The 20,673-nt window shown below is 67.4% G+C and carries 20 protein-coding genes; 4 read left to right on the top strand and 16 right to left on the bottom strand.

Annotated elements, in window-relative coordinates:
• Together PV762_RS26205 and PV762_RS26210 are read left to right on the top strand one after the other, a co-directional pair.
• The gene (locus PV762_RS26205; RefSeq protein ID WP_421037939.1) at positions 1 to 600 is read left to right on the top strand and encodes a DUF3299 domain-containing protein; all 600 of its coding nucleotides are present in this window, start codon (positions 1 to 3) and stop codon (positions 598 to 600) included.
• Positions 600 to 1,265, top strand: a complete 666-nt coding sequence (locus tag PV762_RS26210; protein ID WP_421037940.1) for a DUF3299 domain-containing protein — start codon at positions 600 to 602, stop codon at positions 1,263 to 1,265. The genes PV762_RS26205 and PV762_RS26210 overlap by 1 nt, the downstream gene beginning before the upstream one ends.
• A 46-nt stretch (positions 1,266 to 1,311) precedes the next feature.
• Here PV762_RS26210 and dnaB read toward each other — a convergent pair whose 3' ends face one another.
• From dnaB to ppsA, 7 genes are all read right to left on the bottom strand, one after another.
• Positions 1,312 to 2,730 carry a replicative DNA helicase gene (gene dnaB / locus PV762_RS26215; protein ID WP_421037941.1) on the bottom strand — a complete coding sequence of 473 codons (1,419 nt, stop codon included), beginning with the start codon at positions 2,728 to 2,730 and terminating at the stop codon, positions 1,312 to 1,314.
• A gap of 198 nt (positions 2,731 to 2,928) precedes the next feature.
• Positions 2,929 to 3,381 carry a 50S ribosomal protein L9 gene (gene rplI / locus PV762_RS26220; protein ID WP_421037942.1) on the bottom strand — a complete coding sequence of 151 codons (453 nt, stop codon included), beginning with the start codon at positions 3,379 to 3,381 and terminating at the stop codon, positions 2,929 to 2,931.
• Between the two features lie 11 nt (positions 3,382 to 3,392).
• Positions 3,393 to 3,683: a 30S ribosomal protein S18 gene (gene rpsR, locus PV762_RS26225; RefSeq protein ID WP_088403615.1), complete on the bottom strand. Its 291-nt coding sequence runs from the start codon at positions 3,681 to 3,683 to the stop codon at positions 3,393 to 3,395.
• A gap of 66 nt (positions 3,684 to 3,749) precedes the next feature.
• Positions 3,750 to 4,034 carry a primosomal replication protein N gene (gene priB / locus PV762_RS26230; protein ID WP_088403614.1) on the bottom strand — a complete coding sequence of 95 codons (285 nt, stop codon included), beginning with the start codon at positions 4,032 to 4,034 and terminating at the stop codon, positions 3,750 to 3,752.
• 69 nt (positions 4,035 to 4,103) lie between these two features.
• A complete protein-coding gene (rpsF, locus tag PV762_RS26235; RefSeq protein WP_421037943.1) occupies positions 4,104 to 4,466 on the bottom strand; it encodes a 30S ribosomal protein S6 in 363 nt (120 codons plus the stop codon).
• Between the two features lie 184 nt (positions 4,467 to 4,650).
• The gene (locus PV762_RS26240) at positions 4,651 to 6,729 is read right to left on the bottom strand and encodes a sodium:solute symporter family protein (protein WP_421037944.1); all 2,079 of its coding nucleotides are present in this window, start codon (positions 6,727 to 6,729) and stop codon (positions 4,651 to 4,653) included.
• A gap of 238 nt (positions 6,730 to 6,967) precedes the next feature.
• On the bottom strand, positions 6,968 to 9,379 hold the full coding sequence (ppsA, locus tag PV762_RS26245) for a phosphoenolpyruvate synthase (protein WP_421037945.1): 2,412 nt from the start codon (positions 9,377 to 9,379) through the stop codon (positions 6,968 to 6,970).
• Positions 9,380 to 9,730: 351 nt separating this feature from the next.
• Here ppsA and ppsR point away from each other — a divergent pair, with 351 nt between their 5' ends.
• Together ppsR and PV762_RS26255 are read left to right on the top strand one after the other, a co-directional pair.
• Positions 9,731 to 10,552, top strand: a complete 822-nt coding sequence (gene ppsR / locus PV762_RS26250) for a posphoenolpyruvate synthetase regulatory kinase/phosphorylase PpsR (RefSeq protein ID WP_088403610.1) — start codon at positions 9,731 to 9,733, stop codon at positions 10,550 to 10,552.
• A 15-nt stretch (positions 10,553 to 10,567) separates the two neighbouring features.
• Positions 10,568 to 11,458, top strand: a complete 891-nt coding sequence (locus tag PV762_RS26255) for an EamA family transporter (RefSeq protein ID WP_421037946.1) — start codon at positions 10,568 to 10,570, stop codon at positions 11,456 to 11,458.
• 45 nt (positions 11,459 to 11,503) lie between these two features.
• Here the strand turns inward: PV762_RS26255 and PV762_RS26260 are convergent, their stop codons facing one another.
• From PV762_RS26260 to rseP, 9 genes are read right to left on the bottom strand one after another with little or no spacing between them, the layout of a single operon-like run.
• Positions 11,504 to 12,277, bottom strand: a complete 774-nt coding sequence (locus PV762_RS26260; protein ID WP_421037947.1) for a TrmH family RNA methyltransferase — start codon at positions 12,275 to 12,277, stop codon at positions 11,504 to 11,506.
• Positions 12,274 to 12,918 (bottom strand): ribonuclease HII, encoded by a 645-nt coding sequence (gene rnhB, locus PV762_RS26265; protein WP_421037948.1) that lies wholly within the window; start codon positions 12,916 to 12,918, stop codon positions 12,274 to 12,276. The genes PV762_RS26260 and rnhB overlap by 4 nt, the downstream gene beginning before the upstream one ends.
• Positions 12,890 to 14,035, bottom strand: a complete 1,146-nt coding sequence (lpxB, locus tag PV762_RS26270; RefSeq protein WP_421037949.1) for a lipid-A-disaccharide synthase — start codon at positions 14,033 to 14,035, stop codon at positions 12,890 to 12,892. The genes rnhB and lpxB overlap by 29 nt, the downstream gene beginning before the upstream one ends.
• A gap of 18 nt (positions 14,036 to 14,053) precedes the next feature.
• Complete coding sequence (gene lpxA, locus PV762_RS26275; protein ID WP_421037950.1) at positions 14,054 to 14,845, bottom strand: acyl-ACP--UDP-N-acetylglucosamine O-acyltransferase; 792 nt, start codon at positions 14,843 to 14,845, stop codon at positions 14,054 to 14,056.
• Positions 14,846 to 14,887: 42 nt separating this feature from the next.
• Entirely contained in the window at positions 14,888 to 15,343 is a 456-nt protein-coding gene (gene fabZ / locus PV762_RS26280; protein ID WP_421037951.1) for a 3-hydroxyacyl-ACP dehydratase FabZ, read from the bottom strand.
• Positions 15,340 to 16,410, bottom strand: a complete 1,071-nt coding sequence (lpxD, locus tag PV762_RS26285; protein ID WP_421037952.1) for a UDP-3-O-(3-hydroxymyristoyl)glucosamine N-acyltransferase — start codon at positions 16,408 to 16,410, stop codon at positions 15,340 to 15,342. Before lpxD ends, fabZ begins: the two co-directional genes overlap by 4 nt.
• Positions 16,411 to 16,426: 16 nt before the next feature.
• Entirely contained in the window at positions 16,427 to 16,936 is a 510-nt protein-coding gene (locus PV762_RS26290) for an OmpH family outer membrane protein (RefSeq protein WP_421037953.1), read from the bottom strand.
• Complete coding sequence (gene bamA / locus PV762_RS26295) at positions 16,936 to 19,215, bottom strand: outer membrane protein assembly factor BamA (RefSeq protein WP_421037987.1); 2,280 nt, start codon at positions 19,213 to 19,215, stop codon at positions 16,936 to 16,938. The genes PV762_RS26290 and bamA overlap by 1 nt, the downstream gene beginning before the upstream one ends.
• A 33-nt stretch (positions 19,216 to 19,248) precedes the next feature.
• Entirely contained in the window at positions 19,249 to 20,619 is a 1,371-nt protein-coding gene (gene rseP / locus PV762_RS26300) for an RIP metalloprotease RseP (RefSeq protein ID WP_421037954.1), read from the bottom strand.
• Positions 20,620 to 20,673 lie beyond the last annotated feature (54 nt).

Below are 20,673 nucleotides of genomic sequence, written 5' to 3' on the forward strand. Positions count from 1 at the left end.
ATGACATCCCTTCCCCTTCGTGCTGCCGCTCTCGCCGTCGCGCTCCCGGCTTCGCTCGCGATCGTGCTGGCAACCTCCTCAGCCCGCGCTGCGCCGACCGCACCGCCTGCCGCCCAGGCTGCCAGTGCGCCGACATCCGCTTACCGCGACCTCACCTGGATCCAGCTCGTTCCGCCGGGCTGGGATCCGATGAAGCGCTTCCGCGACGTCGGCATCGGGCGTCTGAGCGACAACAGCCCGCGCACCGCCGCGCTGATGGCGGATCTGCGCGACGAGCTGGACAACGCGCCGCTCGTCGAGTCGCTGCAGGACGCGCCGGTGCGTCTGCCTGGCTATGTGGTGCCGCTGCAGACCGATCGCGACGGCGTGCGGGAGTTCCTGCTCGTGCCCTACTTCGGCGCCTGCATCCACATGCCGCCTCCGCCGGCGAACCAGATCATCCTGGTGAAGCTCGCCCAGCCTTCGAAGCAGCTGCGGTCCATGGACACGGTCTGGGCCAGCGGCGTGATGCGTCTGGACCGGCAGCCCAGCGACATGGGCGTCAGCGGATATCGCCTGGACGCGGCGAACGTCGAGCCCTACCGGAACAAGCCGCGTTGATGGCGCGACACATGCGGTCCTGGCCGTCCTGGCGTTCCTGGGATCATCTGCGGATCCTGTTCGCGGTGATCGCGGTCCTCGCCGTCGGCGTTCCCGCGGGCATCCTGCTGAATCGGACCGATCCGTCGCAGGCCATCGCCTCCGCGCCACTCGCGAGCGATCCACCCGCCGACGTGACGGCGATCGAATGGTCGGAGCTCATGCCGCCGGGCTGGGATCCGCGGGCCAAGGTGGGAAACGCTCGAAGGGCTGGAAAGGCTGGAGAGGCGGGAGAGGCGGGAGGACCCGACATCGCCCAGCTCTCGGACGACGATCCCATCGCGCGCCAGATGCTGAAGGACCTGCGGGACGCCTTCGACAACGCCCCCGTGCGTCCGGAGCTCGACGGCCGCCGCGTGCGGCTGCGCGGCTACGCGGTGCCCATCGGCGTCGGCTGGGGCGGCACCGACGAGTTCCTGCTGGTGCCCACCTTCGGTGCGTGCATCCACAGCCCGCCGCCGCCGCCCAACCAGATCGTCCATGTGAAAACGCCCTCGAAGATCGAGGGCGTTCGCGCCATGTCCATCGTGACGGTCACCGGCAAGCTCCAGGTCCATGCGCTCAACTCGGCGCTCGCGACCAGCGGCTATCGGCTCTTGCCGGAGACGGTGCGGGTGGAGCGTTGAGGGCGCAGTACCGAGCGCCGCACGGAACGACCGATCCGACCGTCGGTCAATACTCGTCGCCCGGGCCGACGTAGCCTGGCGCGAGGTTCTCGAACTTGGTGTTCTGTCTCGCGAAGGCCAGCTTCACCGTGCCCACCGGGCCGTTACGCTGCTTGGCGATGATGATTTCCGCCACGCCCGGCTCCTTGCACTCGTCCTTGGTGTAGTACTCGTCGCGGTAGATGAACATGATGATGTCCGCATCCTGCTCGATGGCACCCGACTCGCGCAGGTCGGACATCATCGGTCGCTTGTCCGGCCTCGTTTCCACCGACCGGTTCAGCTGCGACAGCGCGATCACCGGGCAGCGCAGCTCCTTGGCCAGCGCCTTCAGGCCCCGCGAGATCTCGCCGACGACGGTCGCGCGGTTCTCCTCGCTGCCGCCGCCGTTGCCGCTCATCAGCTGCAGGTAGTCGATGATGATCAGGCCGATCTGGCCCGAGATGCGCGCCTGGCGTCGCGCTCTGGAGCGCACCTCGCTGGGCGACAGGCCCGGGCTTTCGTCGATGTAGATCGGCGCGTTGCCGAGCTTGTCGACGGCCTCGGCCAGCCGGCCCCATTCATCGTCCTTCAGGCGTCCGGTGCGCAGCCCGCTCTGGTCGATGCGGCCGATCGAGCCGACCATCCGCAAGGCCAGCTGCGCGGCGCCCATTTCCATCGAGTAGATGATGACCGGCAGGCCCTCGTTGATCGCCACGGCCTCGCCGATGTTGATCGCGAACGCGGTCTTGCCCATCGACGGCCGTGCCGCCAGGATGATCAGGTCGCCGCGCTGCAGGCCGGCCGTCATGCGGTCCAGGTCGTAGAAGCCGGTGCGAACGCCGGTGACGTCCTCGGCGCCCTGCTCCGCGAGCTCGTTGACGCGGTCCATCAGCTCGACCATCAGCCGGTCCATGCTCTGGAAACCGGTGCCGCCGCGCGAGCCTTCCTCGTTGATGCGGAAGATCTTGCCTTCGGCCTCGTCCAGGATCTCATTGACCGCTCGGCCGGCGGGATTCAGCGCGGCGGTCGCGATCTCGTCCGAGGTCGCCACCAGCTTGCGCAGGATGGCGCGCTCACGGACGATTTCGGCGTAGCGCCGCAGGTTGGCCGCGCTGGGCACGCCCTGCGCCAGCGCGTTCAGATAGGCCAGCCCACCGCACTCCTCGGCCTTGCCGAGCGAGGTCAATTCCTCGAACACCGTCACCACGTCCGCCGGCTTGCCGCCGTTGATGAGCTTGCCGATCGCGGCGTAGACCTGCTTGTGCTCGTAGCGGTAGAAGTCGGTGTCGCTGAGCGTGTCCGCCGCCTTGTCCCAGGCGGTGTTGTCGATCAGCAGGCCGCCGAGCACGCTCTGCTCGGCTTCCACCGAGTTGGGCGGCACGCGCAGTCGCGCGATGTCGCTGTCGCTGGCACTGGATCCTGGCGGGGTGAAGATCGCGGACATTGTGGACAAGCCTGTGGATGGACGTTTGATAGCTTGTGGAGCGAGCGGGATAACTCAAGCCCCTGAAAAGCAGAAAGCCGACCGCTTTGCAGCTGTCGGCTTTCTTGATGTTGCCCCGTTCTTGGCCGGCCGTGTGACCCGCGAATCCCGTGACAACCCCGATGGACGCGCAGAGCGCCCAACGGGTGTTTCGAGCAATTACTCGACCTCGGCGACGACCTTCACGGTCACTTCCACCACCACGTCGGTGTGCGGAGCGACGTTGATCGGGAACTCGCCGACGGTCTTCAGCGGACCGTTGGGCAGACGCACTTGCGACTTGACGATGGCCGTGCCGGCCTTCGTCAGCGCTTCAGCGATGTCGGCGTTGGTCACGGAACCGAACAGACGACCGTCGACACCGGCCTTCTGCGAGATGGTCACGGTGATACCGCTGATCTTCTCGCCCAGGGCCTGCGCAGCGGCAAACTTCTCGGCGGCGACCTTTTCCAGTTCGGCGCGCTTGGCTTCGAATTCCTTGATCGCGGCTTCCGTGGCGCGGCGCGCCTGGCGGGTCGGGATCAGGAAGTTGCGGGCATAGCCGTCCTTGACCTTGACGACGTCGCCGAGGTTACCCAGGTTGGCCACTTTTTCCAGCAGGATGACTTGCATGGGTGGACTCCTTAGACCTTGTGCTGGTCGCTGTACGGCAGCAGGGCCAGGAAGCGGGCGCGCTTGATGCACACCGACAGCTGACGCTGGAAGAAGGCGCGCGTGCCGGTCAGGCGGGCGGGCACGATCTTGCCGTTTTCACCGATGAAGTCGCGCAGGACGTCGACGTCCTTGTAGTCGATCTGCTCAACACCGGCGACGGTGAAGCGGCAGAAACGCTTGCGGCGGAACAGCAGCGATTGTTGGTTGCGCTTGGGCTTGCGGTCCTTCGAGAACCGACCTTTACCACGTGGCGGGGGCATAGTGAACTCCTGCTATCTATCCAGATTGAAACGATCTGCGCGACCTGTTGTCCTGCTCATTCCCGTTCAGTCCGCGAAGCCGGTGATGTGAAACACCGTGCCTCGCCCCTGTCGCTGTGCCGAGAGAAATCCGGTGAACACCGTCTTCTCCGTCAGGCTCAACGCCTGGATCCGCTTCACGATGTCACCGAGGGCCACCGCCTTGATCTCCATCGCGACTTTGCGCGGGGAGCCGGCTTCGTCGACCATGGACTCGTGCTTGAGCATCAAGTCCAGGGCGGGGAGCCCGGCGGGGGTGTATCGGATCGCCGCGATGTCGAGGATCTGCGCCTGCAGGACCAGTCGGTTCATGCGTGCGGGCAGGCTCGGCGGATCAGGATTCGGGAACGCTCAGAAACGTCAGCGGTCGCGCTTGTCAGCTCAGGCGGTCGCTTCTTGCGGGGCCTTGCGGGCTTCTTCGCGTTCGACGGCCTTCATCATCACCGACGGGTTCGTCTCGGCCTTGTCCTTGACGACGGTCAGGTGACGCAGCACGGCGTCGTTGAAGCGGAAACCGGTCTCGATTTCAGCCAGGATTTCCTTGCTGCACTCGATGTTCAGGCACAGGTAATGCGCCTTGGCCAGCTTCTGGATCTGATAGGCCAGTTGACGGCGGCCCCAGTCTTCCACGCGATGCACCTTGCCACCACCGTTGGTGACCAGGCCCTTGTAGCGCTCCAGCATCGCCGGAACTTGTTCGCTTTGATCCGGATGGATCAGCAGAACGATTTCGTAATGACGCATTCGAACTCCTTATGGATTTCGGCGACCTCCGGCACGGCGCACAAACCACAGTGTGTGAACACCAGCCCTCGGCCTGAAAGCCGGACCCCAGCGTCTACTCGTGGGCCCGGCAAGGGGAATCGAACATTCTAGACGAGTTCGGACGTCGCGTCCATCCGACGTGCAGTTCCCCGCTCCGACGACCTCAGGGCGTGGCACCGGTGAGCCGGGCCTGCAGCGCGCGGGCCGTCGGCGACGGCGGCGGCGTCAGCAGGCTCACGACGACCAGGGCCGAGATGCCCGCCGGTAGCCCGTACAGCGCCGCCGCCATCGGCTGGATGCCCCACCACAACTGCGGGTCGCCGCCGATCCCGAGCGCCTGGCGCAGGCCCGCATGCGCGGTCACCATGTAGTAGAGCGTCATGCCCAGACCCGCAAGCATGCCGGCCGCGGCACCCTGCTTGTTGGCCCGCTTCCAGAAGATGCCCGCGACCAGCACCGGCACCAGCGTCGAGCCCGACAGCGAGAACGCCGCCGACACCAGCAGCAGGATGTCGGCCGGTTTCTGCGCGGCGACCGCCGCGGCGGTGAGCGCCGTCGCCAGCAGCAGCGCCTTGGAGATGGTCACGCGCTGCGTCATCGAGGCGCGCGGGTTCATCACACGGTAGTAGACGTCGTGGGAAAGCGCGCTGGAGATGGTCAGCAACAGCCCGTCGGCCGTGGACAGCGCCGCGGCGAGCGCGCCGGCCGCCACCATGGCGGAGAGCACGTACGGCAGGCCGGCGAGTTCGGGCGTCATCAGCATGACGATGTCGCCGCCCAGGCGCAGCTCGCCGAGCTGAAGAATCCCGTCGTGATTGATGTCCTGGATGTTCAACAGGCTCGGGTCGACGCGCATCCACTGCTTCATCCACCCCGGCAATTCCGCGATCGGCGAACCGACCAGGTGATGCAGCACCTCGTGCTTGAGCATCACCGCCAGCGCCGGCGCGAACAGGTAGAGCAGCGCGATGAAGAACAGCGTCCACGCGACCGAGGTGCGCGCCTCCGCGACCGTCGGGACCGTGTAGTACCGTGTGAGGATGTGCGGCAGCCCGGCGGTGCCCACCATCAGCACCAGCACCAGCGCCAGGAAGTTGCGGCGCGCCAGCGTGTAGGCCTCCTGCTCGGCGGGCGTGCCGTCGGGGTCGCCGGCGAAGGGCCGCGCATGCAGCGGCATGCCGGCCAGCGGCTCGGCGCGCTGGCGATTCGCGGCGACGGCGCGCTGCCAGAGATCGCGCGCCTCGGCCTCGGTGCGGGGCAGCGCGGCGCGGACCTTCTCCGCCGCCTGGATCTGCGCGAGCGGCGCCTCTTCGAACTTCAGTTTCGCGATCACCTGAGACACACGCTGACGCTCGGCGTCGAGCGAATGTGGCAGTTCGGCCAGCAGGTGCTCGAAGTCCCTGGCCCGCTGTTCGTAGAGACCGCGGACCTGGATTTCCTTGGGATCGTGCAGCAGCTGCTGCTCGCGGACGGTGATCTCCTGGACCTCCGTCCCCGCGGTGAACTGCGGCAGCGGAGAACCGGTCTGCATCGTCGACAGCCACATCACCGGCACCACGTAGGCCACGATCATGATGATGTACTGCGCGACCTGGGTCCAGGTCACCGCCCGCATGCCGCCGAGGAAGGAACAGACCAGCACGCCGCCGAGTCCGACGAACAGGCCGATCTCGAAGGTCAGTCCCGTCAGGCGCGTCGTGATGAGGCCGATGGCATAGATCTGCGCGACCAGATAGATGAAGGACACCATCACCGCCGCCGCCGCACCCATCACGCGCAGGCCGCGGCTCTCGAAACGCGCGCCGAGGAAGTCCGGCACCGTGAAGCCGCCGAAGCGGCGCAGGTACGGCGCCAGCAGCAGCGCCACCAGGCAGAAGCCGCCCGTCCATCCAAGCACGAACGCCAGGCCGCCATAACCCGCCAGGTACAGGCTCCCCGCCATGCCGAGGAAACTCGCCGCGCTCATCCAGTCGGCGCCCGCAGCCATGCCGTTGTAGAACGCCGGCACGCGGCGCCCAGCCACGTAATACTCGATCGGGTCCGTGGTACGGCTGAACACACCAATGCCAGCGTAGATCAGCACTGTCAGCAGCAGGAACGAGAACCCCAGCCACTGCTTGGGCATGCCCATCCGCTCCAGGACACCGAGCACGCCGACCAGCGCCACAAAGCCGATCGTGTAGGCACCGTAGATGCGGTGAAGCCGGCGACGGAAGGCGGCGTCTGGTGGTGGAGTCGACATGGGGACGGATCATCGCCCGCTTGCGGTGCAGGCGCATCCACAACTTCCCCCGGAGAAACTCAGGGACCGCCCACCTGCATTCGTCCGGGCGCTGGCCGCCATGGCGTGGGCCCCGGCGGCAAGCTCCGAAACCCCACGCCATGCCGTCCCCCACCACTGGCGTCGTTCCACGGTGTTGGGACCGATGACCATGAAAAACGGCCCCGCAGGGCCGTTGGGCGAGTGAGGTGAGAAAAGCTCAGCGCTTGGCGAGACGCTGCCAGGTCTCGACCACCGTGTCAGGGTTCAGCGACAGGGAGGCGATGCCCTCGGCGGCCAGCCACTCGGCGAAATCGGCATGGTCGCTGGGACCCTGGCCGCAGATGCCGATGTACTTGCCCGTGGCACGGCAGGCCGCGATGGCGCGGGAAATCATCGCCTTCACCGCCGGATCGCGTTCGTCGAAGTCGCCGGAGAGCAGCTCCAGACCCGAGTCGCGGTCCAGTCCCAGCGTCAGCTGCGTCAGGTCGTTGGAGCCGATCGACATGCCGTCGAAATGCTCCAGGAACTGCTCGGCCAGGATGGCATTGCTCGGCACTTCGCACATCATGATGACGCGCAGGCCGTCCTGGCCGCCGTTGGCCGCTCGCTTGAGACCACGCTCCGCCAGCATCTCCACGACCTTCTGCGCCTGCTTCACCGTGCGCACGAAGGGCACCATGATCTCGACGTTGGTCAGACCCATGTCGTTGCGCACGCGCTTGAGCGCCTCGCACTCCATCGCGAACGCGTCCTGGAACTCGCCCGAGATGTAGCGCGACGCGCCGCGGAAGCCCAGCATCGGATTCTCTTCGTCCGGCTCGTAGCGCGAGCCGCCGATCAGCTTGCGGTACTCGTTGCTCTTGAAGTCGGACAGGCGCACGATGACCGGCTGCGGCCAGAAGGCCGCAGCGATGGTGGCGATGCCTTCGGCCAGCTTGTCGACGTAGAAGGCGCGGGGCGAAGCGTGGCCGCGGGCCACCGACTCGACCGCCTTCTTCAGGTCGTTGTCGATGTTCGGGTAGTCCAGGATCGCCTTCGGGTGGACGCCGATGTTGTTGTTGATGATGAACTCGAGCCGCGCCAGGCCGACGCCGCTGTTGGGCATCTGCGCGAAGTTGAAGGCCAGCTGCGGATTGCCGACGTTCATCATGATCTTCACCGGGCTGTAAGGCATCTCGCCGCGGTGGACTTCGCTGACTTCGGTCTCGAGCAGGCCGTCGTAGATGAAGCCGGTATCGCCCTCGGAGCAGACCACCGTCACCAGCTGGCCGTCCTTGAGCTTGTCGGTCGCGTCGCCGCAGCCGACCACCGCCGGGATGCCCAGTTCACGCGCGATGATGGCCGCGTGGCAGGTGCGGCCGCCGCGGTTGGTCACGATGGCGCTGGCGCGCTTCATGACCGGCTCCCAGTTGGGATCGGTCATGTCGGTGACCAGCACGTCGCCGGGCTGCACACGTTCCATCTCGGCCACGCTGTCGACCAGGCGCACCGGGCCTGTGCCGATCTTCTGGCCGATCGCGCGGCCTTCGGCGACGACGGTGCCCGAACCCTTGAGCTTGAAGCGCTGCTCGACCTGGCCCTCGGCCTGGCTCTTCACCGTCTCCGGACGCGCCTGCAGGATGTAGAGCTGGCCGTCGTTGCCGTCCTTGCCCCACTCGATGTCCATCGGGCGGCCGTAATGCTGCTCGATGATCACGGCGTACTTGGCGAGCTGCACGACGTCGTCGTCGGTCAGCGAGTAACGGTTGCGCTGCTCGACCTCGACGTCGACGGTCTTGACCAGCTTGCCGCTGGCGGCCTTCTCTTCCGGCGTCGAGAAGGTCATCTGGATCAGCTTGGAACCCAGGTTGCGGCGGATCAGCGCGAACTTGCCGCGCTGCAGCGCCGGCTTGTGGACGTAGAACTCGTCGGGATTGACGGCGCCCTGCACCACCGTCTCGCCCAGGCCGTAGCTGGAGGTGATGAAGACGACGTCCTTGAAACCGGACTCGGTGTCGATGGTGAACATGACGCCGGCGGCGCCGAGGTCGGAGCGCACCATGCGCTGGACACCCGCCGACAGCGCGACGTCGCTGTGCGCGAAACCCTTGTGGACGCGGTAGCTGATCGCGCGGTCGTTGTAGAGCGACGCGAAGACTTCCTTCATCTTGTGCAGCACGTCCTCGATGCCGACGACGTTCAGGAAGGTCTCCTGCTGGCCGGCGAAGGAGGCGTCGGGCAGGTCTTCCGCGGTGGCGGAGGAGCGCACGGCGAAGGACGCGTCAGGGTTGTCCGCGGTCAGGCCGGCGAACGAGTCGCGGATGGCCGCCTCGAGGTCGGCGGGGAACGGCTGCGCTTCCAGCCAGCCGCGGATCTCGGCGCCGGCCGCGGCCAGCGCGCGGACGTCGTCGGTGTTGAGGTCGGCCAGGCGCTTCTGGATGCGCACGTCCAGGCCTTCATGCTTGAGGAACTGGCGGAAGGCGTGGGCCGTGGTGGCAAAGCCGCCGGGCACGCGCACGCCGGTTTCGGCCAGCTGCGAGATCATTTCGCCGAGCGAGGCGTTCTTGCCGCCCACCGACTCGACGTCGGTCATCCTCAGTTTTTCGAAGGGTACGACCAGGGCGGTCGCCTCGAAGCGCGCATCAGACATGGGAAAACTCCGTGATGTTGAGAAACCGGGGCTCCCCGCGCGCTCCCGAGCAGGCCGATCGCATCGGCGGCTTCGAGGGAGGCAGGCATGACGCGGCGCACGACAGGTCTTGTCGATTCTTGTGGGCGTCGCGAGGCAGCGTTCATGCGATGGACAGGGGCAAGTTGCGGACGATTCTAGTGGGTCGCCGATCTATGATGTAAGCCCCCGTTCGGGGCCGGGCCGAGGCAGCACGAGGGCTGAACAATGGCCGAACTTCCCGCTTCGGCATGTGGCATGCCCGATCCGGGCCGGCCTCGGCCCGGCGAGGACGCCCGCCCCCCCCCGACGAGCACGAACCAAAGGCTTCCCATGACCCAGCACACCGTCTACTTCGTCTCGGATGGCACCGGCATCACCGCCGAAACCTTCGGCAACTCCATCCTGGCGCAGTTCTCGGTCAAGGCGCGTCATGTGCGCCGCCCCTTCATCGACAGCGGCGAAAAGGCCCAGCAGCTCGTCCAGGAGATCAACGAGACCGGCGAGCGCGAAGGCGTGCGCCCCATCGTGTTCGCGACGCTGGTGAACCGGGAGGTGCTCAACGTCGTGCGCCAGGAGTGCCGGGGCCTCGTCATGGACATGTTCGGCACCTTCATCGCGCCGCTGGAGGACGAGTTCCGCATCAAGTCTAGCCACCGCGTGGGTCGCTTCTCCGACGTCGCGAAAAGCCAGGAGTACCACGACCGGATCGAGGCGATCAATTTCTCGCTGGCCCATGACGACGGACAGTCGGCCCGCAATCTCGACTCGGCCGACGTGATCCTGGTGGGGGTGAGTCGTTGCGGCAAGACGCCGACCTCCCTCTACCTGGCGATGCAGCACGGCATCAAGGCCGCCAACTACCCGCTGATCCCCGAGGACTTCGACCGCGGCCACCTGCCCTCACTGCTGATCCCGCACAAGAAGAAGTGCTTCGGGCTGACGATCGATCCGGAGCGCCTGGCGCAGGTCCGCAACGAGCGCCGTCCCGGCAGCAAGTACGCCGACCTGATGAACTGCCACTACGAGGTCCGCGAGGCCGAGACGATGATGAAGAAGGCCGGCATCAACTGGCTGTCGTCGACGCACAAGTCGATCGAGGAAATCGCGACCACCATCCTCCGCGACATCCGTCCTGACCGCCTCATGTACTGAGGCCGTCCGCGACCGATGCCGGCGAGCGCGCTGGCCCTGGTCATCGCGGCCGCGCTGATCCACGCGCTGTGGAACTTCGCCGCCAAGAAGGCCCAGGGCAACCATCATTTCTCCTGCATGACCGCGCTGGGCATCAGCCTGCTGTGGCTGCCGGCGGCGCTCGTCGCCGGCTTCGACGAGCTGCCCGATTGGGGCTGGCAGGCCTGGGCCGCCGTGATCGCCAGCGCGATCGTCCATCTGGCCTACTTCAACGCGCTGCTGGCCGGCTACCGCGCGGCAGACATGACGGTGGTCTATCCGGTCGCGCGCGGCAGCGGGCCGCTGCTGTCGTCGCTGGTCGCGGTGGTGGTGCTGGGCGAACACCTCGGACTGGGCGGCGGGCTCGGACTTGCGGGCGTGGTCGGCGGGATCCTGCTGATGACGGCGGGACCGACGTTCTTTGCCAAGGGCGCGAACCGCGATCCCGACCTGCATCGCAAGCGCAAGCTCGGCATCGCCTGGGGCGCACTGACCGGCGCCACGATCGCGACCTACAGCGTGATCGACGGCTATGCGGTGAAAGTGCTGGCGCTGTCGCCGATCCTCTACGAGTACCTGTGCAACGCGCTGCGCCTGCCGTTGATCCTGCCGGCGGTGCTGCGCGATCGCAGCGGTTTCGCGGACGCCCTGCGCCGGCAGTGGAAACACGCACTGATCGTCATCGTCGGCGCGCCGACGGCCTACATCCTGGTGCTGTACGCGATGAAGCTGGCGCCGCTGTCGCGCGTCGCGCCGGCGCGGGAACTGTCGATGCTGTTCGCCGCGCTGATCGGCGGACAGTTGCTCGGTGAAGGCGAGCGCGGGTGGCGCATCGCGGGCGCGGTGTTCATCGCGCTGGGCGTCGCAGCGCTCGCGATGGCGCGTTGAACTCGTCTCTGATGCTCCGGCCTTCTGGCCGTTCCAAGCGCGCCGTCAGACCAGTCTTCGACGCGCGCTTTCGTACAAGCAGATCGATGCGGCGCTCGCCACGTTCAGCGACTCCTCGCCGCCCGGCTGCGGAATGCCGACGCGCAGCGCGCAGCGCTGCATCAGCGCCTCGGCGACGCCCTGCCCTTCGTGGCCCATGACCCAGGCGCAGGGGTTCGGGAGATCGGCTTCGTGCAGCAGCGCGTCGGCGTGCGAGCTCGTCGCCAGCAGCGGGACCTTCAACGCGTCGAGATCCTCGACGCTGAGGCCTTCCACCAGATTCAGTCCGAAGTGCGCACCCATGCCGGCGCGCAGCACCTTCGGCGACCACAGCGCCGCCGTGCCCTTCAAGGCCAGCACCTGACGGAAGCCCAGCGCCCCGGCGCTGCGCAGGATCGTGCCGACGTTGCCTGCATCCTGGAGGCGGTCCAGCACGACGGAATCGGCCTTCGCCTCGATGCGCGGCTGCGTGGGCAGCGGCAGCTCGAAACCGATCTGCGCCGGCGATTCCAGGCCGGACACCGTCTTGAACAACGCCGGCGACACGACCAGCACCTTCGGCGCCACGTCGGCGAGCGCATGCAGCGCCTCGTCCGCCGCGGCCACGTCCGTGATCAGCGCGAGCGAAGGCTTCACGCCGCGTTGCACCGCCGCGCGCGCGAGGTGGTCACCTTCCAGCCAGACGCCGCCCAGCTTGCGGTAGGCGCCGCCGTCCTGCGCCAGCTTGCGCAGGCGCTGCAGGTTCGGGTTGTCACGCGCGGTGATGGACTGCCAGCTCATGCGATGCGTTGTTCAGAAAGGTCCAGCGAGCGCACCGGCGCGAAGCTCTGGCGATGCCACACCGTCGCACCGTGCACGCGCAACGCGTCCAGGTGCTCGCGCGTGCCGTAGCCCTTGTGGTTGTCGAAGCCGTACTGCGGGTGCTGCTCGTGCATCTGCAGGCAGAAGCGGTCGCGGTGCACCTTGGCCAGGATGGACGCGGCCGAGATCGCCGGCACCAGCGCATCGCCCTTGACGATGGCCTCGGCCGGGATGCGCAGCACCGGCAGCCGGTTGCCGTCGACCTGCACGTGCGCGGGCTTGAGTCGCAGGCCCTCGACCGCGCGGCGCATCGCCAGCATCGTGGCCTGCAGGATGTTGACGCGGTCGATCTCCTCGACCGTGGCTTCCGCGATGCAGAAGCACAGCGCCTTGGCGCGGATCTCGTCGAACAGCTGCTCGCGCTTCTTCTCGCTGAGCACCTTGGAATCGTTCAGCCCCTTGATCGGGTGCTGGTCGTCGAGGATCACCGCCGCGGCGACCACCGGTCCCGCGAGCGGTCCACGGCCCGCTTCGTCCACACCGCACAGCAGGCCCTCGCGGACCCATTCGAGGCCCAGTTGCGTCGGGAGTTCAAGCGCCGAGGATTTTCGCGATCGCATCGCCGGCCCTTTGCGCGGTGTTGCAGCGCAGCTGTTGGTGGATCTCGAGGAAGCGCTCGCGCAGCCGCTCCCGACGCGGCGCGTCGTCCAGCCAGGCCAGGCCCTCGCGGGCGATGCGCTCGCCGGTGCATTCGTCCTGCAGGCACTCGGGCACCAGCGTCTCGCGGGCGAGCACGTTGGGCAGGCCCACCCAGGGCAACAGCGCCTTGCCCTTCATCCGCCACGCGTTGAACCAGTGCAGCTTGTAGGCGATCACCATCGGCCGCTTCAGCAGTGCCGCTTCCAGCGTCGCGGTGCCGCTGGCGACCAGCGTCAGGTCGCAGGCGGCCAGCGCGTCCTGCGCGCGACCGTCGATCAGCGTCATCGGCAGGCCCTGGCCGTGCTGCGCCATCAGCGCCTCGACCATGGGCCGCAGCCCCGGCGCGATCGGGATGACGAAGCGCAGCGCGGGCCGCGCCTGATGCATGCGCCGGGCACCGTCCAGCAAGGGCGGTCCGATGTAGTCCAGCTCGCTGCGACGGCTGCCCGGCAGGATCGCGACGAGGGTGTCGTCCTCCGCGATGCCGAGGTCGCGTCGCGCTTCCTCGCGCGGCGGCTCGAACGGGATCTGGTCGGCCAGCGGATGGCCGACGTAGGTCGACGGGATGCCCGCCTTCTCCAGGATCGCGGGCTCGAACGGGAACAGGCACAGCACGTGGTCCGCGCTGCGCTTGATCGTCTGCACGCGTTCCGCGCGCCAGGCCCAGATCGACGGGCAGACGAAGTGGACCGTCTTGATGCCGGCCTCGCGCAGGCGGTGCTCCAGGCCGAAGTTGAAGTCGGGCGCGTCGACGCCGACGAAGACCGTCGGCCGCTCGGCGATGAGGCGGTCGCCGAGCTGGCGCCGGATCGCGAGCAGCTCGCGGATGTTCTTGATCGCGTCCCAGTAGCCGAAGATCGACAGCTTGTGGCTGGGCCACCAGGCGTCGAAGCCCTGCGCCTGCATCTTCGGGCCGCCGATGCCGGCCGAGCTCAGCTCAGGCCAGCGCGCCCTCAGCCCCTGCAGCAGCAGGCTGGCGAGCAGGTCTCCGGAGGCCTCGCCGGCCACCAGGCCCAGTCGAGGATCCGTGGAACTCATGTCGGTCGTCCGGGGCTGTCAGCGGACCAGGCCGCGCTTGGCGCCCGCCAGGAAGTCCAGCATCGCCTGGATGTCGCGGATGGACTCGGCGTCCTGGCCCTGCTTGAGCGCCTCGATGTTGGCGACGGACTGCTCCAGCGTCGTGCCGTCGCGGAACAGCAGCTTGTGGATCTCCCGGATCACGCCGATGCGATCGTTGCTGAAGCCGCGGCGGCGCAGGCCGGTGAGGTTGACCGCGCGCACCGTCAGCGGATTGCCGTCGACCGTCATGTAGGGCGCGACATCCTGCGCCACATGGCCCTGGAAACCGATCATCGCGTGCGCGCCGACGTGCACGAACTGATGGACGCCGGTCAGGCCGCCGATCGTCGCCCAGTCGCCGACGTGCACGTGACCCGCCAGGGTCGCGTTGTTGGCCAGCACGCAGTGGTCGCCGACGATCACGTCATGCGCCAGGTGCACGTAGGCCATGATCCAGTTGTCGGAGCCGACGCGCGTGACGCCCTGCTCCTTGAACGTGCCGGTGTTGAAGGTGCAGAACTCGCGGATCGTGTTGCGGTCGCCGATGACCAGCTCCGTCACCTCGCCGCCGTGGCTCATGTCCTGCGGCATCGCGCCGATCGACGCGAACTGGAAGATGACGTTGTCGCGACCGATGGTGGTCTTGCCTTCGATCACGGTGTGCGGACCGACGCGGGTCCCCGCGCCGATGCGGACCTCGGGGCCGATCACCGCGTACGGGCCGACCTGGACGGTCTCGTCGAGCTGCGCCTGCGGGTCGATGATCGCGGTGGGATGGATGCGGGCCATGGGCGTCCGGAGTCAGCGAAGGTCTGCGAGGGTCGGCGAAGCTCAGCAGTCGAGCTTGCGCATCGTGCACATCAGGCCGGCTTCGGCCACGACGTCGGTGCCGACCAGCGCCTTGGCGCCGAACTTGTAGATGCCGGCCTTGGCACGGTCCAGCGTGACCTCGAGGATCAGCTGATCGCCCGGTTCCACCGGACGCTTGAAGCGCGCGCCGTCGATGCCGGCGAAGTACACGACATGGTTCTCGTCCAGCGTGAAGTCGTAGCTCTCGACCGCCAGCAGCGTCGCGGCCTGCGCCAGCGCTTCCAGGATCAGCACGCCCGGCATCACCGGACGGTGCGGGAAGTGGCCCTGGAAGAAGGGCTCGTTGATGCTGACGTTCTTGATCGCGCGGATGCGCACACCCTTCTCCACCTCCAGGACGCGGTCGACCAGGAGGATGGGATAGCGGTGCGGCAGCTTCTCGAGGATGCCGTGGATGTCGATGCGGGTCTCAGTCATGTCGTCTTCTTTTCCAGGGCGCGCACGCGCTGGCGCAGCTCGTAGAGCCCGCGCAGGGCGGCGGCGTTCTTCTGCCACGATGCGGCGTCCTCGAAGGGCCACATGCCGGCGTAGGCGCCGGGCTTGTCGATGCTGTTGCTGATGTTGGCCGTGGGGCCGATCTGCACGCCGTCGGTGATGCGGATGTGTCCGTTGATCCGCGCCGCGCCGGCCACGATGCAGTTGGCGCCGATCTCGGCGCTGCCGGCGATCGCCGTCGCGCCGGCGATCGCCGTGCCCTTGCCGATCTTCACGTTGTGCGCGATCTGGACCAGGTTGTCGATGATGACGCCGTCGGCGATCACCGTGTCGCCCAGCGCGCCGCGGTCCACGCAGGTGTTGGCGCCGATCTCGACGTCGTCGCCGATGCGCACCGCGCCAAGCTGCTCGATCTTCACCCACGCCACCCCGGGCTCGCCGTCCGGACGCCTGGTCGGCGCGAAGCCGAAGCCGTCCGCCCCGATCACCACGCCACTGTGCAGCATCGAGCGCTCGCCGATCACGCAGTCATGGCCGAACACCACCTGCGGCGCCAGCCGCGTGTGCGCGCCGATGCGCGCGTCCTGTTCGACGATGGTGAACGCGCCGATGCGCACGCCGTCCCCCAGCACCGCGCCGGACTCGATCACCGCATGCGGGCCGACCTCGACGTCCTGGCCGATCACGGCGTCCGCCGAGACCGTCGCGGTCGCATGGATGGCGGGCGCGGCGCGTGGCTTGCGCATGTTCGCGGCCCACCACTGGGTCAGGCGCGCGAAATAGAGGTAGGGATCCGGCGCCACGATGCAGCACGCGCTCGTCCCGTCGCCGCGACGGGCCGCGGCGGCCTCCGCCAGCTTGGGCGCCACGATGACGCAGGCGGCCTGCGTCGTCGCGAGCTGCGCTTCGTACTTCGGATTGGAGAGGAAGGAGATCGCGTCCGCGCCCGCATCCTCCAACGGGGCCATCGCGCGGATCGCCGTATCAGAGGCACCAACAAGATCGCCGCCCAAGGCGGCGATCAGATCGGAGACCAGAACCTGCTTCACGGTCACTGCGGGTCTCTCACTTCTGATTGTTGAGCGCGTCGATCACCTTCTTCGTGATGTCCACGCGGGGGCTGGCATGAATCGCGTCCTGAACGATCAGATCGTACTTCTCCTGCTCGAAGATCTGCTTGATGACCTTGTTGGCCCGCTCGATCACGGCGGAGAGCTCTTCATTCTTGCGCTGGGCAACGTCTTCGTTGAATTCGCGGCGCTTGCGCTGCAGGTCGCGGTCCTGCTCGATCAGCTCGCGCTGGCGGCGGCTGCGTTCGGCTTCGCCCAGCGCGGGACTGTCCTTGTCGAGCTTCTCGGCGGCGCCGCGCAGCTTGCTCTCCTGGTCGACCAGGCCCTTTTCGCGCTTGCTGAACTCGGCCTGCAGCTTGGTCTCCGCCGCCTTGGCCAGATTCGTTTCGCGCAGGATCCGCTCGCTGTTGACGTAGCCGATCTTGACTTCCTGGGCTTGCGCGCCCAGCGTCGCCACGCCCGCCAGGAGGACGGTCGCGACGATCTGCGACAGCTTGCTCTTCATCAGAATGATGTCCCGATCTGGAATTGGAATCGCTCGATTCTATCCGTGGGCTTCTTGCGGATCGGCGAACCGTAGCTGAGCCGCAGCGGACCCATCGGCGACAGCCAGCTGATGCCCGCGCCAGCCGACGCGCGCACCTCGCTGAAACTGAGCTTCTCGTCCTGGCCCCACACGTTGCCGGCGTCCACGAACGCGAACAGACGGAAGCTCTTGTCGTTGCCCGACCCCGGCACCGGCACGTAGAACTCGGTGTTCAGGTTGAACTTGCGGTTGCCGCCGGTGTACGAGCCGGTGACGTCGACCGGGCCCAGCGTGCCGGGCTCGAACACCCGCACCGAGCCCAGACCGCCGCCGTAGAAGTTCTTGAAGATCGGATACGGACGGCCGCCCAGGCCCTTCCCGTATGCGAACTCGCCGTTGATCATCAGCGAGAACTTGCGGCCCAGCGGGAAGAACTCCATGTACTGCGCGTTGGCGATCGTGTAGCGCGAATCGCCGACCGGGCTCATTTCCAGGTTGACCCGCTTCATCGAGCCGGCGGTCGGCGTGATCACGGAGTCGCGGTTGTCCTTCTTCCAGCCGATGGTCAGCGGGATGGACATCGCCGACGCGCCGAACTGCTCGCGGAACAGCCAGTAGCTGTTGGGCAGGCCGGTGCGGGTCGTGATGCGCGTGGTTTCGTAGCCGATGCCGAAGAAGACGGTGTCGTCCTCGGAGAACGGCACGCCGAACTTCACCGAGCCGCCGTACGAGGCGAACTCGTATTCCTCGCCCAGGTTGTTGATCGGCTTGACGGTCCGGTAGAACACGTCGATCGCGCGGGACACGCCGTCGACGGTGAAGTACGGGTCCACCGTCGTCACGCCCAGCGAGCGGCCGGTGCTGGCGGTGTTCACCTGGATGCCCAGGTAGTTGCCGGAACCGAACACGTTCTCCTGCGAGATCGAGCCCGACAGCGAGAGCTTGCTGGCGCTGGAATAACCGGCGCCGATCTGGATGTTGCCGGTCGGACGTTCGGTCACGGTCAGCGTCACGTCGACCTGGTCGGGCGAGCCCGGGACCTCGGTCGTGTCGATGGTGACGTCCTTGAAGTATCCCAGGCGCTCGACGCGGTCGCGCGAGGCCTTGATGCGGGCACCGTCGTACCAGGACGATTCGAACTGGCGGAACTCGCGGCGGATCACTTCGTCCCGCGTGCGGGTGTTGCCGGAGATCAGCACGCGGCGCACGTAGACGCGGCGCTGCGGTTCGCCGACCAGCGTCACCGTCACCTGGCCGGTCGCCCGGTCGATCTCCGGGCGGCTCTCGACGCGCGCGAAGGCGTAGCCGAAGGTGCCGTAGAGGTCCTGGAAGTTGCGCGTGGTCTGCGCGACCGCCTCGCCGTTGTAGGGCTGGCCGGGCTTGAGCGCGACCAGGCGCTTGAACTCCTCGTCGCGACCCATGAAGTCGCCTTCGAGCTTCACGCCGTTGACCGTGTAGGGCTGGCCTTCGTTCACCGTGATCGCGATGCTGATGCTCTGCTTGTCCGGCGAGATCGTGACCTGCGTCGACTCGACGTTGAACTCGAGGTAGCCGCGGTTCAGGTAGTACGAGCGGATCGTTTCCAGGTCCGCGTTCAGCTTGGCGCGGGAGTAGCGGTCGGTCTTCGTGTACCAGGTCAGCCAGCCGGACGTGGTCTGCTCCAGCAGCCCCGTCAGCGTGCCTTCGCTGAAGACCTTGTTGCCCAGGATGCGGATCTCCGCGATCTTGGCGGGCTCGCCTTCCGTCACCGAGAAGCTGACGTTGACGCGGTTGCGCTCGATCGGGGTGATGGTCGTCGTGACCTCGGCGCCGTACAGCGAACGGGTCAGGTATTGACGCTTGAGCTCCTGCTCGGCGCGGTCGGCCAGGGCCTTGTCGAACGGCTTGCCTTCACCGATGCCGACGTCCTTCAGCGACTTGGTCAGCGCCTCGGTGTCGAACTCCTTGAGGCCCACGAAACCGACATTGGCGATGATCGGACGTTCCTCGATCACGATGACGACGGCGTCGGTGTCGAGGTTGATGCGCACGTCCTTGAACAGGCCGGTCGCGAACAGCGCGCGCAGCGCGGCGGCGCCCTTCTCGTCGTTGTAGGTGTCGCCGATGCGGAACGGCAGTGCCGCGAACACTGTGCCCGGGTCGGTCCGTTGCAGGCCTTCGACGCGGATGTCCTTGAGGACGAAGGGTTCGGCCGCCCAGGCGGAACCGGCTTGCAGCGCGGTGGCCAGCACCGCCAGTTGGATCACGTGGGGGCGCAAGGCGTCGGGCAGGAATCGGGGCATGCGGAAGCTTCAGTGCAGACCCAGCGTGCGGGTCAGATCGTTGAAAAGGGCCAGGCTCATCATCAGCAGCACGACGGCGATGCCTGCGCGTTGCAGCTGCTTGTGCCACCACTCAGAGACAGGGCGGCCGCTCAAACCCTCGAAAAGATAATACATCAGGTGTCCGCCATCGAGCATCGGCAGCGGCAGCAGGTTCAGCACGCCCAGGCTCACGCTGACCGCGGCGAGGAAGCTCAGGAACGCGGTCAATCCGAGGCTCGCCGACTGGTCCGCCGCCTTGGCGATGGTGATGGGTCCGCTGAGGTTCTTTACCGAGGCTTCACCGATCAACATGCGCCCCAGCGTCTTCACCGTCAGCGCGCTCAGCTCCCAGGTGCGGGTCAGGCCTTGCCGCACCGATTCGACGGGGCCGTAATGCACCTGGACGGTCGTCGGCCTGGACACGAAATAGGCGCCGATGCGCGCGATCCGATCGTCGCCGTTGATCTCCACGCGCGGCGTGATCACGCGTTCCAGCTGCTGGCCGTCGCGCTGCACGACGACGCGCAGCGGCTGGCCCTGTCCGTCGACGACGGCGCGACGCACGCGCTGGATGAACCAGGAGAAGTCCGGGACGGGCTCGTCGTTGACGCGCAGCACGCGGTCGCCGGGCAGCAGTCCGGCGGACTGCGCCGGCTCGCCGTCGCTCAGGCGATCGATCACCGGTTCGACGAACACGCCGCCCAGCCCGATGCGGGCCATCGTCTTCTCGTCGAAGTCGCGGCTCTCGAGCGTGTCCGTCTGCAGGCGCACGGTGCGGCGGCCATGGCCACCCGCGTCGCTGACGCTGATCAGGAGCGCCTGCTTGTCCGCCACGGCCTGCGCGAGCTGCCAGGCGAAGTCCGGCATCGAGCGGACGTCCTCCCACTCCTGCCCGTCGTGGGACCAGGCCTGCACCCAGTCGCCGGCGCGCAGGCCGGCGCGTTCGGCGAGGCCGCCCGCCACCGGCGAGCCGAGCACGGCCTTGGGCTCGTCGCGGCCGATCCAGCCGACCACGGCGAACAGCACCACCGCCAGGATCAGGTTGGCCGCCGGTCCGGCGGCGACGATCGCCGCGCGCTGCCACAAGGTCTTGCGGTTGAAGGCCTGCGACTGCTGCTCGGGCGCGACCGGGCCATCGCTCTCGTCGAGCATGCGGACGTAGCCGCCGAGCGGGATCGCGCTGAGCGTGAACTCGGTGCTGTCCGGCGACTTGCGCCGACGCAGCAGCACGCGGCCGAAGCCGACCGAGAAGCGCAGCACCTTGACGCCGCAGGCGCGTGCCACGCGGTAGTGGCCCCATTCGTGGATGACGATGAGGATGCCCAGCGTGACGAGGAAATAGAGGACTTGGGAGAGCATCGCGGGCGTCCTGGATCGAAGTCTGGGGCTGGGGCTGGGCGTCGGTCTGCGACC

The sequence above is a fragment of the Mitsuaria sp. CC2 genome (assembly GCF_048957715.1).
GTDB lineage: Bacteria > Pseudomonadota > Gammaproteobacteria > Burkholderiales > Burkholderiaceae_C > Roseateles.